Origin of the sequence: Xanthomonas sp. NCPPB 3582 (assembly GCF_041475735.2) — a bacterium.
Lineage (GTDB): Bacteria > Pseudomonadota > Gammaproteobacteria > Xanthomonadales > Xanthomonadaceae > Xanthomonas > Xanthomonas codiaei.
Genome location: NZ_CM192968.1, coordinates 3,337,003 through 3,352,234, shown reverse-complemented (window position 1 = coordinate 3,352,234; position 15,232 = coordinate 3,337,003). Strand labels below are relative to the sequence as shown.

Annotated in this window: 12 protein-coding genes and 2 pseudogenes; 11 read left to right on the top strand and 3 right to left on the bottom strand. The window is 64.2% G+C overall.

Annotation, left to right across the window (positions count from 1 at the left end):
- Positions 1–18 precede the first annotated feature (18 nt).
- A complete protein-coding gene (locus ACCQ05_RS14070) occupies positions 19–630 on the top strand; it encodes a TetR/AcrR family transcriptional regulator (RefSeq protein ID WP_372390981.1) in 612 nt (203 codons plus the stop codon).
- A gap of 341 nt (positions 631–971) precedes the next feature.
- Here the strand turns inward: ACCQ05_RS14070 and ACCQ05_RS14065 are convergent, their stop codons facing one another.
- Positions 972–2,003, bottom strand: coding sequence for an XC_2801 family transcriptional regulator (locus tag ACCQ05_RS14065; RefSeq protein WP_228964208.1), 1,032 nt, complete (start codon positions 2,001–2,003; stop codon positions 972–974).
- Positions 2,004–2,132: 129 nt separating this feature from the next.
- On the opposite strand from ACCQ05_RS14065, the gene ACCQ05_RS14060 reads away from it, so the two are divergent.
- The 6 genes from ACCQ05_RS14060 (at position 2,133) to ACCQ05_RS14035 (ending at position 9,777) form a co-directional block, all read left to right on the top strand.
- The gene (locus ACCQ05_RS14060; protein ID WP_372390979.1) at positions 2,133–2,360 is read left to right on the top strand and encodes a hypothetical protein; all 228 of its coding nucleotides are present in this window, start codon (positions 2,133–2,135) and stop codon (positions 2,358–2,360) included.
- Positions 2,357–3,130 (top strand): SDR family oxidoreductase, encoded by a 774-nt coding sequence (locus ACCQ05_RS14055; RefSeq protein ID WP_228964210.1) that lies wholly within the window; start codon positions 2,357–2,359, stop codon positions 3,128–3,130. The genes ACCQ05_RS14060 and ACCQ05_RS14055 overlap by 4 nt, the downstream gene beginning before the upstream one ends.
- Positions 3,127–4,317: an efflux RND transporter periplasmic adaptor subunit gene (locus ACCQ05_RS14050; RefSeq protein WP_104540526.1), complete on the top strand. Its 1,191-nt coding sequence runs from the start codon at positions 3,127–3,129 to the stop codon at positions 4,315–4,317. The genes ACCQ05_RS14055 and ACCQ05_RS14050 overlap by 4 nt, the downstream gene beginning before the upstream one ends.
- A 105-nt stretch (positions 4,318–4,422) precedes the next feature.
- The gene (locus ACCQ05_RS14045; protein ID WP_228964211.1) at positions 4,423–7,593 is read left to right on the top strand and encodes an efflux RND transporter permease subunit; all 3,171 of its coding nucleotides are present in this window, start codon (positions 4,423–4,425) and stop codon (positions 7,591–7,593) included.
- A 28-nt stretch (positions 7,594–7,621) separates the two neighbouring features.
- Positions 7,622–8,353: an SDR family oxidoreductase gene (locus ACCQ05_RS14040; protein WP_372390977.1), complete on the top strand. Its 732-nt coding sequence runs from the start codon at positions 7,622–7,624 to the stop codon at positions 8,351–8,353.
- A complete protein-coding gene (locus ACCQ05_RS14035; RefSeq protein WP_372390975.1) occupies positions 8,347–9,777 on the top strand; it encodes an efflux transporter outer membrane subunit in 1,431 nt (476 codons plus the stop codon). The genes ACCQ05_RS14040 and ACCQ05_RS14035 overlap by 7 nt, the downstream gene beginning before the upstream one ends.
- Before the next feature lie 269 nt (positions 9,778–10,046).
- Here ACCQ05_RS14035 and ACCQ05_RS14030 read toward each other — a convergent pair whose 3' ends face one another.
- Positions 10,047–11,021: a GGDEF domain-containing protein gene (locus ACCQ05_RS14030; protein ID WP_228964214.1), complete on the bottom strand. Its 975-nt coding sequence runs from the start codon at positions 11,019–11,021 to the stop codon at positions 10,047–10,049.
- A 155-nt stretch (positions 11,022–11,176) separates the two neighbouring features.
- Between ACCQ05_RS14030 and ACCQ05_RS14025 the strand changes: the two genes are divergently transcribed.
- Complete coding sequence (locus ACCQ05_RS14025) at positions 11,177–11,422, top strand: hypothetical protein (RefSeq protein WP_228964240.1); 246 nt, start codon at positions 11,177–11,179, stop codon at positions 11,420–11,422.
- Positions 11,423–11,716: 294 nt separating this feature from the next.
- Here ACCQ05_RS14025 and ACCQ05_RS14020 read toward each other — a convergent pair.
- Positions 11,717–12,077, bottom strand: a pseudogene (locus ACCQ05_RS14020) (CHASE3 domain-containing protein); the annotation flags it as partial.
- A gap of 151 nt (positions 12,078–12,228) precedes the next feature.
- On the opposite strand from ACCQ05_RS14020, the gene ACCQ05_RS14015 reads away from it, so the two are divergent.
- The 3 genes and pseudogenes from ACCQ05_RS14015 to ACCQ05_RS14005 all read left to right on the top strand — a co-directional run bounded on the left by ACCQ05_RS14015 (position 12,229) and on the right by ACCQ05_RS14005 (position 14,994).
- Positions 12,229–12,477, top strand: a complete 249-nt coding sequence (locus tag ACCQ05_RS14015) for a hypothetical protein (protein ID WP_104540638.1) — start codon at positions 12,229–12,231, stop codon at positions 12,475–12,477.
- Positions 12,478–12,755: 278 nt separating this feature from the next.
- Complete coding sequence (locus tag ACCQ05_RS14010; protein WP_372390973.1) at positions 12,756–12,926, top strand: hypothetical protein; 171 nt, start codon at positions 12,756–12,758, stop codon at positions 12,924–12,926.
- 239 nt (positions 12,927–13,165) lie between these two features.
- Positions 13,166–14,994: pseudogene (locus tag ACCQ05_RS14005) on the top strand (DUF6119 family protein).
- Positions 14,995–15,232: the final 238 nt, after the last annotated feature.

Genomic DNA, 15,232 nt, shown 5'->3' with positions numbered 1-15,232 from the left:
ACATCTGTTTGAGGCGCCATGCAAGCTCCATCCGACCGTCCCTATCACCACGGCGATCTGCGCCGCGCCATCGTCGACACGGCGCTGGACCTGCTGCAGGAGGAAAACAACTGGCAGTTCACCCTTCGCGAAGTCGCCCGCCGCGCAGGGGTGAGCCATGCGGCTCCGTACAAACACTTTCCCGATAAGTCCGCCTTGCTGAGCGAGCTGGCCACCATCGGCTTCGAACGGTTGCGCGGCGCGTTGCTGGCGGCCGGGACCAAGGGAGGCACGACGCTGCTGGAGGAGGTCAGTGCGGTGTCGCGCGCCTACATCGCGTTCGGAGCGGCGAACCCGGCGCTGTATCGGCTGATGTTCAGCGCCGAAGAAGGCCGGGTGGTGGGCGTGCATCTGGATGCGCCGGCGATGGCCGTGTTCCAGGTCGTGGTCGATCTGCTCCAGCGCGGGCAGGTCGAGGGCAGGGTGCGCCAGCAGCCGCTCGATGGGCAGGCCGCCGCGTGCTGGGGCATGGTGCATGGCATGACCATGCTGGCCATCGATGGGCTGCTGGTGCCGGAAAAGGTCGGGCCGTCTCCCCTGGATGCCGCCTTGATCGTGCTGGTCGGCGGGCTGGCGATCCCCGGCAACTGAGCTGCGTCTCCGACGCGTGCAGTGGCTGTTTGAGGGCGATGGGACGTGCACCAGGCTGACATCCAGCCGATTCGCGGTGTTGCTTGGAACCGGTATTCCTCCGCGACCCGCGGTGGGCAGCGCCTGACGCCAGACCGACACGCCGAACGGCTTCGGCCGCCACGAGGAATCGGCCTGCCATCGTCTCCCATCGCCGCAGTCGCCGTGGTGCGCTGGCACGCAGCGACTGCAGGGACGGTCTCAAGTGCCCGGAAGCGGATGCTGCATCCCGCGCGACATGCGCAGCGGCATCCTCGCCGGCCGCTGCAAGCGCCGGTGCAGCGGTTTCGCGCCGCTCGTCGTTACGCGGTGACGTTCTCCAGGATGCGCTTGCCTTCCGCACGCTCGGCTTCCAGTTCGACTTCCACCTCTGCCTCACTGTGGGCCTTTTGCGCGGCCAGCCGGGCAGGGCATTGCGCCATCATGTAGTCGGCGTCGAAATTCATGCGCGTGACCAGGAAGTCCACGAACGCGCGCACCTTGGGCGAGACCAGTCGCCCGCCGGCAAACACGGCGTTGAAATCCACTTCCGGCCCGGTCCAACCCGCCAGCACGCGGCGCACCAGGCCCGATTGCACGAACGGCTTGGCCATCACGTCGCCAGTCAGCAACAGGCCTTCGCCGCACAGTACTGCGCCGTTGAGCGCAGCCGGATCGTTGGCCACCATCAGCGGATTGACCGGGAAATCGCGCACGTCGCTGCCATCGCTGAGCGACCAGAAAAAACGGTTGTTGTGCACGTTGCGGTTCTTGCGCAATGCCAGCGTGCGGTGGAATTGCAGCTCGTCCGGATGCAGCGGTTCGCCATAGCGCTCGATGTACGATGGGCTGGCGAACACCTGCGTGCGCAGGCTGCCGAGTTTGCGCGCGACCAGGTTGGAATCGGGCAGGGCACCGACGCGCAGCGCCAGATCGGCTTCGCCACCGATGAGGTCCAGCTTCTCGTTGCCCAGATGCATATCCAGCTGGATTTCAGGATATTGCGCATGGAATTCGCCCAGCAACGGCGCGATCCAGGTGATGCCCAGCGAATAGGGCACGGTGAAACGCAACCAGCCGCGTGGGCCGGATTGCAATTGCCCCACCGCGCTTTCGGCCTCTTCCAGCTCGCGGGCGATGCGCTGGCAATGTTCGTGGTACACCGAGCCGGCTTCGGTCAGCCCGATGCGGCGCGTGGTTCGATGCAGCAGGCGCGCGCCCAGGCGCGTTTCCAGCTCCTGCACCTTGCGGCTGACGGTGGTCTTGGGCAGACCAAGCGCGTTGGCCGCGGCGATGAAACTACCTTGTTCGACCACCTTGACGAAGATCAGGGTGTCGTTCAGATCGTGTGTCATGGGACTGCCTTCCGGGGGTCAGGAGGGATTAGACCGCTTACGGGACGATTATTCCCCTAAATCCGGACTAATCAAGTGCTGCTTTGAGGCCTAGCTTATGCGGCATCCCTTCCATCCAGGAGCACGGCCATGTGGTTGTGCGATGTCTTCGGCTTGTCCTCTCCCTCCCGCAGCGCCATCGAAAGCGCCTTCGATCCCGTGCTTTCTCCAGCAAAAGTCCAGCGCGCCAGCGGTTCGCGCAGCTTCGCCGCCTCGCCGAAGCGGCAGGCCGGCGGTGCGCCGACGAAGCGGACTGGACTAACCACGCGTTGGGCACAGCGCGGCATTGTCCCGATGTCGGGAACAAAAGTCCCATGAGCGGGATGGTGCAATCCGAAACGGCCGTGATCGGCGGCGCGGGCGATGTAGGCGCCGGCATCGTCGCCGCATTGCTCGATGCCGGCATGCCGGTCCTGGCGATCGGACGCGATGCCGCCAGATTGGCCGCGCTGCGTGCCCGGCATGGCGATTCGGCGTTGCTGGACACCATGCAGGGCTCGGTGGCCGACGACGCCTCCGCGCAGCGCCTGGCCGTCGAACTGGCCCAGCGGCCGCGCCCGCTGGGCGCGGTGATCGCCAGCCTGGGTAGCCCGCCCAAGGCCGGGCGGCTGCTTGACCGCCCGGTGGCCGCACTGCGCCGCCGCCTGGAGCGTGACGTGCTGCCGCACCTGGCGGCCGCCCGCCATCTGCTGCCGCTGCTGGCCGAAGCCGATGGCGGCGGCCGCTACCTGCTGCTCGGCAGCCCGTGCGCGCTGCGTGCATGGGCGGCGCACGGCGATCGCTCGGTGGCCGCGGCCGCCAACCGCATGCTGGCCCAGGTGCTGCACGAGGAAGCCAAGCCGCTGGGCGTGCGCGTGCACCTGTTGTCGGTCGAGCAGCCGGTGTGCACGCCGGGCCGTGCCAAGGACGCGTGTCCGGAATGGATTCGTGCCGTGGATGTCGGTCGCGCCGCCGTGTCCCTGATCGCCGGGCCTGGCCAGCCCGGACAACCCATCGTGACCGTCAGCCGTCGTCCGCATGCCGCCCCGTCGGCGGACCGGCTGGCCGGTCTGCATTTGCCTATCACCACTCGAGAGATCTCCCCATGACCCCGAACGCCACCCCGTTCCGTTTTCCCGTGCGCCCGGTGCTGACCGCCGCTGTCCTTGCGGCCGTGCTTGCCGCCTGCGGTGGCGGTGCCGCGCAGACCGGCGCGCCGCCGCCGCCCAGCGTCAGCGTCGCTCCGGTGCTGCTGAAGGACATCAGCCAGTGGGACGAATTCAGCGGCCGCATCGAGCCGGTGGAAAGCGTCGAGCTGCGCCCGCGCGTGTCCGGCTACATCGACAAGGTCAACTACACCGAAGGCGCGGAAGTGAAGAAGGGCGACGTGCTCTTCAGCATCGACGACCGCAGCTACCGCGCCGATTTCGCGCGTGCCAATGCCGCGCTGGTGCGTGCGCGCACCCAGGCCACCCTGGCCCGCAGCGAAGCGGCCCGTGCGCGCAAGCTCTCCGAGCAGCAGGCCATTTCCACCGAGATCTGGGAGCAGCGCCGCGCCGCCGCCGATCAGGCCGACGCGGACCTGCTGGCCGCGCAGGCAGCGGTGGATACCGCCAGGCTCAACCTGGACTGGAGCCGCGTGCGTGCACCCATCGATGGCCGCGCCGGCCGTGCGATGGTCACCGCCGGCAACCTGGTGACCGCCGGCGATAGTGCCAGCGTGCTGACCACCCTGGTCTCGCTGGACAAGGTGTTCGTCTACTTCGATGCCGATGAAGGCACCTTCCTGCGTTATTCGCAGATGGCCCGCAACGGAGAGCGTCCGGACGAACGCGGCGGCCAGTTGCCGGTGCGGATCGGCCTGGTCGGCGAGCAGGGCTTTCCGCATACCGGGCGGGTGGACTTCCTGGACAACCAGGTGACCCGCAGCACTGGCACCATCCGCGTCCGCGCGGTGCTGGACAACGCGCAGCGCCAGTTCACGCCAGGGCTGTATGCGCATGTGCAGCTGCTGGGCAGCGGCCAGTTCAAGGCCATGCTGGTCGACGAGAAGGCCGTGCTCACCGACCAGGACCGCAAGTACGTGTACGTGGTGGACAAGGACGGCAAGGCGCAGCGCCGCGACGTGGAGCTCGGCCGCAGCGCCGATGGTCTGCGCATCGTGCGCACCGGCCTGGCCGCCGGCGACCGCGTCGTGGTCGACGGCGTGCAGAAGATCTTCATGCCCGGCATGCCGGTCGATGCCAAGACCGTGGCCATGGCCGCCGCTCCGGACAAACGCACCGCCTCGAACTGATCCATCGCTGCAGCGCGCCCTCGACCGCCGACCCGCATTCCGGGCCGGATCGGGATCGCCGTGCCGCGCCGCCACCCGGCGGCACCCTCTTTCAGGACCACCCCAATGGACTTTTCCCGTTTTTTCATCGACCGGCCGATCTTCGCCGCGGTGCTGTCGATCATCATCTTCGCGGCCGGCCTGATCGCCATGCCGCTGCTGCCGATCAGCGAATACCCCGAAGTGGTACCGCCGAGCGTGCAGGTGCGCGCGGTGTATCCGGGCGCCAATCCCAAGGTCATCGCCGAGACCGTTGCCACGCCGCTGGAGGAAGCCATCAACGGCGTGGAAAACATGATGTACATGAAGTCGGTGGCCGGCTCCGATGGCGTGCTGGTGGTCACCGTGACCTTCAAGCCCGGCACCGATCCGGACCAGGCCCAGGTGCAGGTGCAGAACCGCGTCAGCCAGGCGCAGGCGCGCCTGCCCGAGGACGTGCGGCGCCAGGGCGTAACGACGCAGAAGCAGTCGCCCACGCTGACCATGGTGGTCAACCTGACCTCGCCCAAGGGCAAGTACGACTCGCTGTACCTGAGCAACTACGCCACCTTGAAGATCAAGGACGAGCTGTCGCGCCTGCCCGGCGTGGGCCAGGTGCAGATCTTCGGCGCCAGCGACTACGCCATGCGGATCTGGCTGGATCCCAACAAGGTCGCCGCGCGCGGGCTGACCGCCAGCGACGTGGTCGCCGCGATCCGCGAGCAGAACGTGCAGGTCTCCGCCGGCCAGCTCGGCGCCGAACCGATGCCCAACAAGAGCGACTTCCTGCTCTCGATCAACGCCCAGGGCCGGCTGACCACCGAAGATCAGTTCGGCAAGATCGTCATCCGCAGCGGCAACAGCGGCGAGATCGTGCATCTGAGCGACGTGGCCCGGTTGGAGCTGGGCGCGGGCAATTACACCCTGCGTTCGCAGCTGGACAACAAGAACGCGGTGGGCATGGGCGTGTTCCAGTCGCCGGGCGCCAACGCGATCGAGCTGTCGGACGCGGTGCGCGCCAAGATGGCCGAGCTGGAGAAGCAGTTCCCGCAGGACGTGGCCTGGTCGGCCGCCTACGACCCCACCGTGTTCGTGCGCGATTCGATCAGCTCGGTGGTGCACACGCTGCTGGAAGCGGTGCTGCTGGTGGTGCTGGTGGTGATCCTGTTCCTGCAGACCTGGCGTGCGTCGATCATTCCGCTGCTGGCGGTGCCGGTGTCGGTGGTCGGTACGTTTGCCGCGCTGTACCTGCTGGGTTTTTCGATCAACACGCTGAGCCTGTTCGGGCTGGTGCTGGCGATCGGCATCGTGGTCGACGATGCGATCGTGGTGGTGGAGAACGTCGAGCGCAATATCGAGGAAGGTCTGAGCCCCTTGGCTGCCGCGCATCAGGCGATGCGTGAGGTGTCCGGGCCGATCATCGCCATCGCCCTGGTGCTGTGCGCGGTGTTCGTGCCGATGGCGTTCCTGTCGGGCGTGACCGGCCAGTTCTACAAGCAGTTTGCGGTCACCATCGCCATCTCCACGGTGATCTCGGCGATCAATTCGCTGACCCTGTCGCCGGCGCTGGCGGCCATGCTGCTGAAGGCGCACGACGCGCCGAAGGATGCTCCGTCGCGCTTGATCGACCGTCTGTTCGGCTGGCTGTTCCGTCCGTTCAACCGCTTCTTCAACAGCAGTTCGCACAAGTACCAGGGGGCGGTGTCGCGGGCCCTTGGCAAGCGCGGTGCGGTGTTCGTGGTCTATCTGTTGCTGCTGGTCGGCACCGGGGTGATGTTCAAGCTGGTGCCGGGCGGCTTCATCCCGACCCAGGACAAGCTGTACCTGATCGCCGGCGCCAAGCTGCCCGAAGGCGCCTCGCTGGAGCGTACCGATGCGGTGATTCGCCAGATCACCCAGATCGCGCTGCAGACCGAGGGCGTGGACCATGCGATCGCCTTCCCGGGCCTGAATCCGCTGCAGTTCACCAACACGCCCAATACCGGCACCGTGTTCCTCACCCTCAAGCCGTTCGGCGAGCGCAAGCGCAGCGCCGAGCAGATCAACGCGGAGATCAACGCACGCATCAGCCAGATCCAGCAGGGCTTCGCCTTCGCCTTCATGCCGCCGCCGATCCTCGGCCTGGGCCAGGGTTCTGGCTACAGCCTGTACATCCAGGACCGCGCCGGACTGGGCTACGGCCCGCTACAGCAGGCGGTGACGGCGATGTCCGGGGCGATCTCGCAGACGCCCGGCATGCAGTTCCCGATCGGGACCTACCAGGCCAACGTGCCGCAGCTCGATGCCCAGGTCGATCGCGAAAAGGCCAAGGCGCAGGGTGTGCCGTTGACCAACCTGTTCGACACGCTGCAGACCTACCTCGGCTCGGCCTACGTCAACGACTTCAACCGCTTCGGCCGCACCTACCAGGTGATCGCCCAGGCCGACGGTCCGTTCCGCGACAGCGTGGAGGACATCGCCAACCTGCGCACCCGCAATGCCGCCGGCGAGATGGTGCCGATCGGCAGCATGGTCACGCTGGGCCAGACCTATGGTCCGGATCCGGTGATCCGCTACAACGGCTATCCGGCTGCCGACCTGATCGGCGAAGCCGATCCGCGGGTGCTGTCTTCCACCGAAGCGATGCAGAAGCTGTCGTCGATGGCGCCGCAGGTGCTGCCCAACGGCATGAACATCGAGTGGACCGATCTGAGCTATCAGCAGTCCACCCAGGGCAACTCGGCGCTGATCGTGTTCCCGCTGGCGGTGCTGCTGGCCTTCCTGGTGCTGGCGGCCCTGTACGAGAGCTGGACCCTGCCGCTGGCGGTGATCCTGATCGTGCCGATGACATTGCTGTCTGCGCTGTTCGGCGTGTGGCTGACCGGTGGCGACAACAACGTGTTCGTGCAGGTTGGCCTGGTGGTGCTGATGGGCCTGGCGTGCAAGAACGCGATCCTGATCGTGGAGTTCGCCCGTGAGCTGGAGATGCAGGGCCGCAGCGTCGTCGATGCCGCGCTGGAAGCCTGCCGCCTGCGTCTGCGTCCGATCGTGATGACCTCCATCGCCTTCATCGCCGGCACCGTGCCGTTGCTGGTCGGCCATGGCGCCGGCGCCGAAGTGCGCTCGGTCACCGGCATCACGGTGTTCGCCGGCATGCTGGGCGTGACCCTGTTCGGCCTGTTCCTGACCCCGGTGTTCTACGTGACGCTGCGCAAGTGGGTGACCCGTCGCGGGCCCGCCGCACCGGCCACCGTTCCGCATGATGCCGTCAAGGCGTGATTCCCCCCCATTTTTAAGGACTGACACCATGAGCAACACCAAGATCGCACTGGTCACCGGCGCCACCCGCGGCATCGGCCTGGAAACCGTCCGGCAACTGGCCCGGGCCGGCGTGCACACGCTGCTGGCCGGGCGCAAGCGCGACGACGCCGTGGCCGCCGCGCTCAAGCTGCAGGCCGAGGGCCTGCCGGTGGAGGCGATTCAACTGGACGTCAACGACGACATCAGCATCGCCGCAGCCGTCGGCACGGTGAAGGAGCGTCACGGCCATCTGGACATCCTGGTCAACAACGCCGGCATCATGATCGACGACGTGCAGCGCAAGCCGTCCGAGCAAAGCCTGGACACCTGGAAGCGCACGTTCGACACCAACCTGTTCGCGGTAGTCGGTGTGACCAATGCATTCCTGCCGTTGCTGCGCCGCTCGCTGGCCGGGCGCGTGGTCAACGTCTCCAGCATCCTCGGTTCGCTCACCCTGCACAGCCAGCCCGATTCGCCGATCTACCACTTCAAGGTGCCGGCCTATAACGCCTCCAAGAGCGCCTTGAACAACTGGACCGTACATCTGGCCTACGAACTGCGCGACACCCCGATCAAGGTCAATACCGTGCATCCGGGCTACGTCAAGACCGACATGAACAGTGGCGAGGGCGAGATCGAGGTAGAGCAGGGCGCGCACAGCAGCGTGCAGATGGCGCTGCTGGACGCCCACGGCCCCACCGGCAGCTACACCCACCTGGGAGAGACCTTGCCATGGTAAGAACATTGCTCGGCACGGCGCTGGCCGCGCTGGTGCTCAGCGGTTGCGCGGTGGGGCCGGATTACCGGCCCGACCCGCCCGCCTCGGTCACGCTGCAGGGCGCACGCGACGCGTCCTTCAGCACCGAATCGCCGGTCGGCAACTGGTGGTCGCAATTCGACGACCCGGTGCTGGAAACGCTGGTCCGCGATGCGCTGTTCGCCAACCACGATCTGCGCATTGCGGTGTCGCGGGTCAAGCAGGCGCGCGCGGTGTTCGTCGAGCGGCGCCTGGACCAGGCCCCGCACATCACCGCGCAAGGCAGCTTCGATCGTCGCGAGCAGCAGCAGGTGATCGCCGGCAACCAGCGCTTCCTCACTGAACAGACCACCCTGGGCCTGGATGCGGCCTGGGAACTGGACCTGTTCGGCCGCCAGCGCCGTGCATCGGAAGCCGCGCGCGCCGACCTGGACGCGGAGCAGGCCAATCTGCAGGACGTGCAGGTCACCGTGGCGGCGGAAGTGGCGCGCAACTACTTCGAGTTGCGCGGCACGCAAAAGCAGCTGGACGTCTCCAGGCGCACCCTGGGCAACCTGCGCGACACCCAGAAACTGACCCAGACCCGTCGTGATCTGGGCGCCGGCAGCGAACTGGATGTGCAGAGCAGCCTGGCGCGCCTGAAGGCCATCGAGGCGGATATTCCGCTGCTGGAAACCGCCGAGGCGCAGTACCGTCACCGTCTGGCGGTATTGCTCGGCCAGCAGCCCAATGCGCTGGATGCCACCCTGGTGGCACGCAGCATGCCGGCGTTTGCGCGCCCGTTGCCGCTGGGCGATACGGCCGGATTGCTGCGTCAGCGCCCGGACGTGCGTAGCGCCGAACGCCGGTTGGCGGCGGCCACTGCGCAGGTGGGCGTGGCCACGGCCGATCTGTTCCCGCGTATCAGCGTCAGCGGTTTTGTCGGCTTTCTGTCCGGCGATGCAGCACGGCTGACCGAGGGCAATGCCAAGGCCTGGTCGGTCACCCCGTCGATCAGCTGGGCGGCGTTCGATTTCGGCACCGTGCGGGCACGCTTGCGTGCCAGCAAGGCGCAGGCCGAAGGTGCGCTGGCGCAGTATCAGCAGACCGTGCTGCTGGCGCTGGAAGACACCGAAAACGCCTTGATCGGGTACGGCCGGCAACAGGCGCGCCTGGCGATCGTGGTCGAACAGGCCAATGCCGCACGGCGTGCCGAACAGCTGGCGCAGATCCGTTACCGCGAAGGCTCGGAAGACTTCCTGACCCTGCTGGATGCACAGCGCACCCAACTGGCGGCCGACGATGCCCTGGCGCAGGCCGAGGCGGCAGTCAATGTCGGTGTGGTCGGCGTGTACAAGGCCTTGGGCGGCTGGAAACAGGAGCAGGCGCCTGCCGCCCCGGTGGCCGTGGTCGATCGCCAGATGTGATCGCTCGGCAGGTGGTTCATCCGGGGCTGGTCTGGACGATGGGCGCTGCCAGGCCAACCCAGCGCCCAGGCGCCCCGGATGAACCTGTTTGAAGATGCCTGGTTGACGCCATGAGGCTGCGCCTTGCCTGCTCGGCGCAGCCTGGTGCAGTTGTGGTGCGTCGCCACTGCGCCGAGCGGCTTCAGTGGCTTGCAGAGATCGTGCGACCCGCTTGCAGGCACCGACCTCTCAGCCGCGCAGCCCGGCGTGGCCGCCCGTGGTCGCTGGACTCAGTCGGCAACCCGTACGCTGTCGCGGCCGCTGTTCTTGGCCAGATACAGCGCCGCATCGGCACGCGAAAACCAGTCCTGCCAATGCGTCTCGCCATCATGGCGGGCCGCGCCCAGCGAGACGGTAATGCGCCCGCCCGGGCCGCGCAGCCCGTTGCGGATCACCTTGCGCAACCGCTCGGTGGCCGCCTCCAGTTCGGCCAGCGAACCGGCTCGCAGCAGCACCACGAATTCTTCGCCGCCGAAGCGGAACACCTGGTGCGGCTCGCGCACTTCGAAGCGCAGGATGGTGGCCAGATCCGACAGCGCCGCATCGCCGGCAGCGTGTCCGTACAGATCGTTAACCTCCTTGAAGTGATCCAGGTCCAGGATGATCAGGCTGTTGAGCCGCTCCTGCGGCTGGCGCTGGTCGATCTGATGGGTGAGCGCGCGTTCGAGCATGCGCCGGTTGGGCAGGCCGGTGAGCGCATCCAGCGAGGCCAGCTCTTCCAGATGTACGCGGTCGTCCTGCATGCGCAACGAGAAGGAGTACCCCACCGCCAGCGTCACCAGCGTCACCACCACGGTCGACACCCCCTGGCCCGGGCTGACGATCAGGCCGGGCAAGAGCAGCAGCGCGGCCATCAACGGCAGGCTCAGCAAGACCGCCCGCTGTGGCCCACACAGGAAATAGTTGGTGGCCAGCACCGGGAACAGCCAGGGCAGGGCGCCATCGCCACCGGTCCAGCAACCCACCAGGCAGCCTGCGACATTGATCGATGCCAGCCAGAGGCCGCCGGTGCCGGTGCGCTCGGCATTGCGCATCTTCCAGCCACGCCAGATCGCCAGCATGCCCAGTGTGGCGGTGATCAGGCACGTCACGACCTGGCCGGTGACGGCCAGATACACCGCATAGAGGCAGAGCAACAGCGCGGTGATTGGCCCGAGCATCTTGACGATGCCAAGGCGGAAATCCCGCCGCAGGTGGAGGATCACATGGAAGGTTCTGTAGGAGTCGGCCTCATTATCGGCCGCCCGCTGCAAAAGTTGAGCATGCGCGATACCGCCGCAGCGGGTAGGAAAATGAAGCGTTCTATGGCAAGGCTTCGCGCATCCTTGACGGCCCCGCCGCAACCGTAGTGCGCCTGTCGTTGGAGTTCGCTATGCCTACACGCCAAGAGCTCGATGCCTGCCTGGATGCGCTGCAGAAGGCATTGCCGCAGCTGTCTGCCGACGAGGACGCAGACTTCGACTACCTCGATTTCCAGGCGCGTGCCGAAGCGGTGCTACGTAGCGCCGGGCATGACGACGCGGATTATGTGCGTAGCCGCATCGACGGCATGCTGGCCGGCGCCGGCCTGATTCCGGGCGACGAGGATGGACCAGGCCCGCGTTGAGACGCCCGGATCCTGGGTCCGCGATCGGCCGATCGGGCCATTGTCGTGATGCGCGACAGGCGCGCTGCCTGTATGTACGCGATGCGCGAGCGTCTCCGACAGCGTGGTGCGCGCAGGCAATCGTTGGCTGGACGCAGCCGTGGGGGCTATGAGTCAAGACGCATAGCGAGGCCGAAGTGGTCCGGTAACGACGGTCGTTTCGACTTCCTTGCCAGCCCGCCGCGGTGCAGCGCAGCGTGCGGCGCATGCGCCGCTGCTCGCGCAATCGGAACTCCGGGGGGCAGCCCCGCACTCGTGCAACAGATCGTCGACCTGCACCAGCGGCAGGTTTACCAGGCGGCAGTGCGTTGCGCCGTTGCACGGGATTGTCCTTCCAGCTGCGCGATGCGCTCGGGCAGGCGCCAGATCGCATCGGTTACACGCCGGGAAACGCCTTGTTGTCGGTCAGCACGTGCCTGCGCACCGACGACTCTGCCGACAGCAGGCCCGCGTGGATTTCGTCGATACCGGCAAGCACCTCCTGTGGATGCGTCACCCGCCCGGCATTGACCAGCGAGCGCTGGGTGGCGAGGTAGCCGCCCACGCCGATCACGAAGATGGCGTCACTCAGCAGCAAGGCCCCTGCGGTGCCGCGTTTGGCTTTCCTGGTCAGCATCGTGTCCCCGAGACCGATGGTCTGGTTGAGTCCGAGGCAAGCGGCGTGCTTGCACGTCGCCACGCGGCCAGTCAGCTGGCAGATGGGGGCGCACTCGCCGTCATGCCTGTGCGGCGGTATGCTCGGCGCACTCCGTCGAGCCGAACACCCCTTGGTCATTTTTCTTGGAAGCTACCGGTTGACCTGCCGCGCGGCGCAGTGCAACGACACGGCCATGTCCTGGAGCGCAGGCTGGCGCATCGACCAGATCGGCGCCGGCAGGGCCGGCGAATTGGCAGGCGCCAGCTTGTCGCACACCTTTCCCACCCATCGCAGCGCCATGGCTGCCGCCCGCGTCGCGGGCATGGTCACCCTGGAAGCGATGCACGCCGAAGCCCTGCGGCAGCTCGAATACGTCTGATCGTACGCCGCTGGCTGTCCGCTGAGCGGCGCGCGCCGTTCGACGGCACGGCCCATCGTGGCCGCCGTGGTCGTCACCGTGCTGGTAGGGCTGTTTCGCCGAAACATCTTTGCCCCCGATGACGGTGACCCGTTGAGCCTCCCAGCGCCAGGCTAGGCAGGGCAGGGCACGTGGGTGCGGTTCGATGAAAGATGGCCTCACATGACCGGCCTGGCCAGGTTGGCATGCAGTTTGCTCCGATCAACCAGGACGCTGGGGAGCGTCGTCGGAGCAGTGGAATGGATGAACCCAACAAAAGCGCCCTGGTCCTGCTGCAGCAGGAAGCCACCGAACTGCTGGCGCTGTTCGACCGACTCCGTGGCGACAAACCGGCGCCGCTGGCGCATGCAGGCCAACGCCAGGGGGCGGCGACCGCCACCAACGATCCGCCCACCTGCGTCAGTAACTGACGCGCGGCGCGCTGTCGTGTGGCCCGCGCCGTCCAGGGCGCCGCGCAGGTGTCGGTTCGGCCACGAAAAAGGCCGGGAATCCTCCATATCGAGAATTCCCGGCCTTGGTCGGTCGTCTTAGGACCGTGGTGTGGTGGAGATGGGCGGAGCCTGTAAACGCCCTCAGACAACCCCTTGATCCTAAAGAAATTAGAACTTAATGGATGGGTTTGCTTTGATACGTTGAATGATACCTCGAAATGGGGCGAGAAGATGCGCCCAGATGCCGCGAGCTGAGTAGACAATTCGATCGGCTCAGCAGACATCAGGTTTTTCCTCCGACCCAACCGGCCAAATTGGTGGCACACTCGGCTGAACTGCCAAGGCAGAGCCTTGGGACACGGAGTCTGTGGCGTCATCCAGGGGGAGAGACGTTGGCTACATTTACGATCTATTTGCTGCGTGAGTCTGTCAAAACGGCACGAGATGCTGTCATCGATGGTGCCAAAGAAAATCCCATTGAAGATGGGCTTTCAAAATATGGGCAGCTGTTCGTCAAAGACACAAAGCCTAAGCCACCCAAATGGGCTGAGCTGTTCGAAAGCTACATCGATAAAAAGCTTTTTGGGACTGTCCAGTCCTCTTCGGCAGCTTTTATAATTCCAGTCGATCAACGCCTTTTTGCCTTAACCTTCGGGCAAGGTCGTTTTTTGCTTCATCCGGATGCCTATGAAGAACGGTTCGGATTGATCGTAACGCTCAATTCAATTAATTCAGACGCGCTCCGAAGCATTGATAAGCGGGCATTTGTCGAAGACCAAAATAGCAGAGTCCAAACAGCACAAGCCGCGTCAGCTTTAAGTTTTGGAGTTGATATCGAACGCGATTTAGTTCGCGGCATTGTGGGTCGCCCAGTGGATTTCAGACTTGGGAGAAGGTTGGCCGGTGCTGATGCTTTAACCGTCACCTCTGACGTCAGAGTTCCCGGCCTCAGAGCTTTATTGCGGCGTTATCTCAAAAAATTCGAGTCCAAAGACTACCAAGCCAATTTCCCGTGGATTGACCAGGTCCGCCAGCTGATCCCCAAAGGAACAAATGCCACCAAGTTAGATGCCATGCTTGTCGATAAAGTAAAAGAAGCTTGGCACAATAACGGTGTTGTCGATGGTTGCTGGCTGGCAGTTCCCGATATTGTGGATTGGGAAAAGGTCGATGGGTTTAAATTCACAAGCGCAAAGGGAGAGGGTGTGTGGAGTGATCTACGTTTTCGGGCTCTGATTGCTGCGCATTCTGGCGAAGAGCCTAGTCTTTCTTTTCTCCGTAAACATTATGCGATGTCTGTTGATGAAGACGAAAAAACAGTGGACAGATGGGCGCTTTATCGTTGCATTCATTGTGAAATCGATGATGATGGGAAGTCTTATATTCTTTCAGCTGGGCGCTGGTTTGAAGTTGACAAAGACTTTGTAAGCGCAGTAGAGAGTTCCTTTAAAGACATCGCGAAATATCCCGGCTCTCTACCTGCTTATAATCATCGAGACGAAGGGCACTACAACGAGTCTGCAGTGGGTGGAAGTGGTGGCCGCTGGTGTCTGATGGATAAGAAAATGCTCCGCGTCGGAGGAATTCACGACAAGGTCGATTTTGCGATCTCTATGGCAGTGGAGAAATCATCCATGTCAAGCATTACGGAAGTTCTGCTGTCCTAGCCCATTTGTTCAATCAGGGCCTTGTATCTGGTGAACTACTTCGTTCGCATGAACCGTATGTTTCCCTCGCCAACAAAGAGCTTTTAATGACTCACCAGCTTCCGCTAGATCCGGCTGGGGAGAAGTTCTCTGTTCGGGATGTAGCACGATACACCATTGTCTTTGCGATCATTAGCCAGTCCAACAAACCAGATCTCCATTTACCTTTTTTTGCGACAGTGATCCTCAAAAGTGTCCATGCACGATTAGTCGAATTGGGGTATGCGAACGTGATGCTGGCAAAAGTGAATTGCAGCAATGGTGTTTCCAGTGCAAAGATTAAGCCTGCCCCAATGAGAAAGAGGCGGACTAGGCGCTCTGGTCTGCGTCGCGCCGGTTAAAAGAGAATATTAGTGAGTGGATTGATCGCAGTTGAAATCTGCAAGGCGGAGAATTTCGATGTTTATGGTGAAGTTTCTTCAATGCGTGACTATTTTTTTAGTTATTACTTTCAGTAAATATTAGGTGTGAATTTAAAAAATATTTTGCAGGATGCAGACGGGCAGTGTCCAAGATGAAACGAACATGAACAAAACCTGTGCGGACTGAGTATAATGTGATCCCACATGTCGCAATCAA

Coding starts and splice junctions, on each gene's coding strand:
- ACCQ05_RS14065 (WP_228964208.1), bottom strand. CDS start 2,003: ATGACACACGATCTGAACGACACCCTGATCTTCGTCAAGGTGGTCGAA.
- ACCQ05_RS14010 (WP_372390973.1), top strand. CDS start 12,756: ATGGATGAACCCAACAAAAGCGCCCTGGTCCTGCTGCAGCAGGAAGCC.
- ACCQ05_RS14055 (WP_228964210.1), top strand. CDS start 2,357: ATGAGCGGGATGGTGCAATCCGAAACGGCCGTGATCGGCGGCGCGGGC.
- ACCQ05_RS14060 (WP_372390979.1), top strand. CDS start 2,133: ATGTGGTTGTGCGATGTCTTCGGCTTGTCCTCTCCCTCCCGCAGCGCC.
- ACCQ05_RS14070 (WP_372390981.1), top strand. CDS start 19: ATGCAAGCTCCATCCGACCGTCCCTATCACCACGGCGATCTGCGCCGC.
- ACCQ05_RS14050 (WP_104540526.1), top strand. CDS start 3,127: ATGACCCCGAACGCCACCCCGTTCCGTTTTCCCGTGCGCCCGGTGCTG.
- ACCQ05_RS14040 (WP_372390977.1), top strand. CDS start 7,622: ATGAGCAACACCAAGATCGCACTGGTCACCGGCGCCACCCGCGGCATC.
- ACCQ05_RS14045 (WP_228964211.1), top strand. CDS start 4,423: ATGGACTTTTCCCGTTTTTTCATCGACCGGCCGATCTTCGCCGCGGTG.
- ACCQ05_RS14035 (WP_372390975.1), top strand. CDS start 8,347: ATGGTAAGAACATTGCTCGGCACGGCGCTGGCCGCGCTGGTGCTCAGC.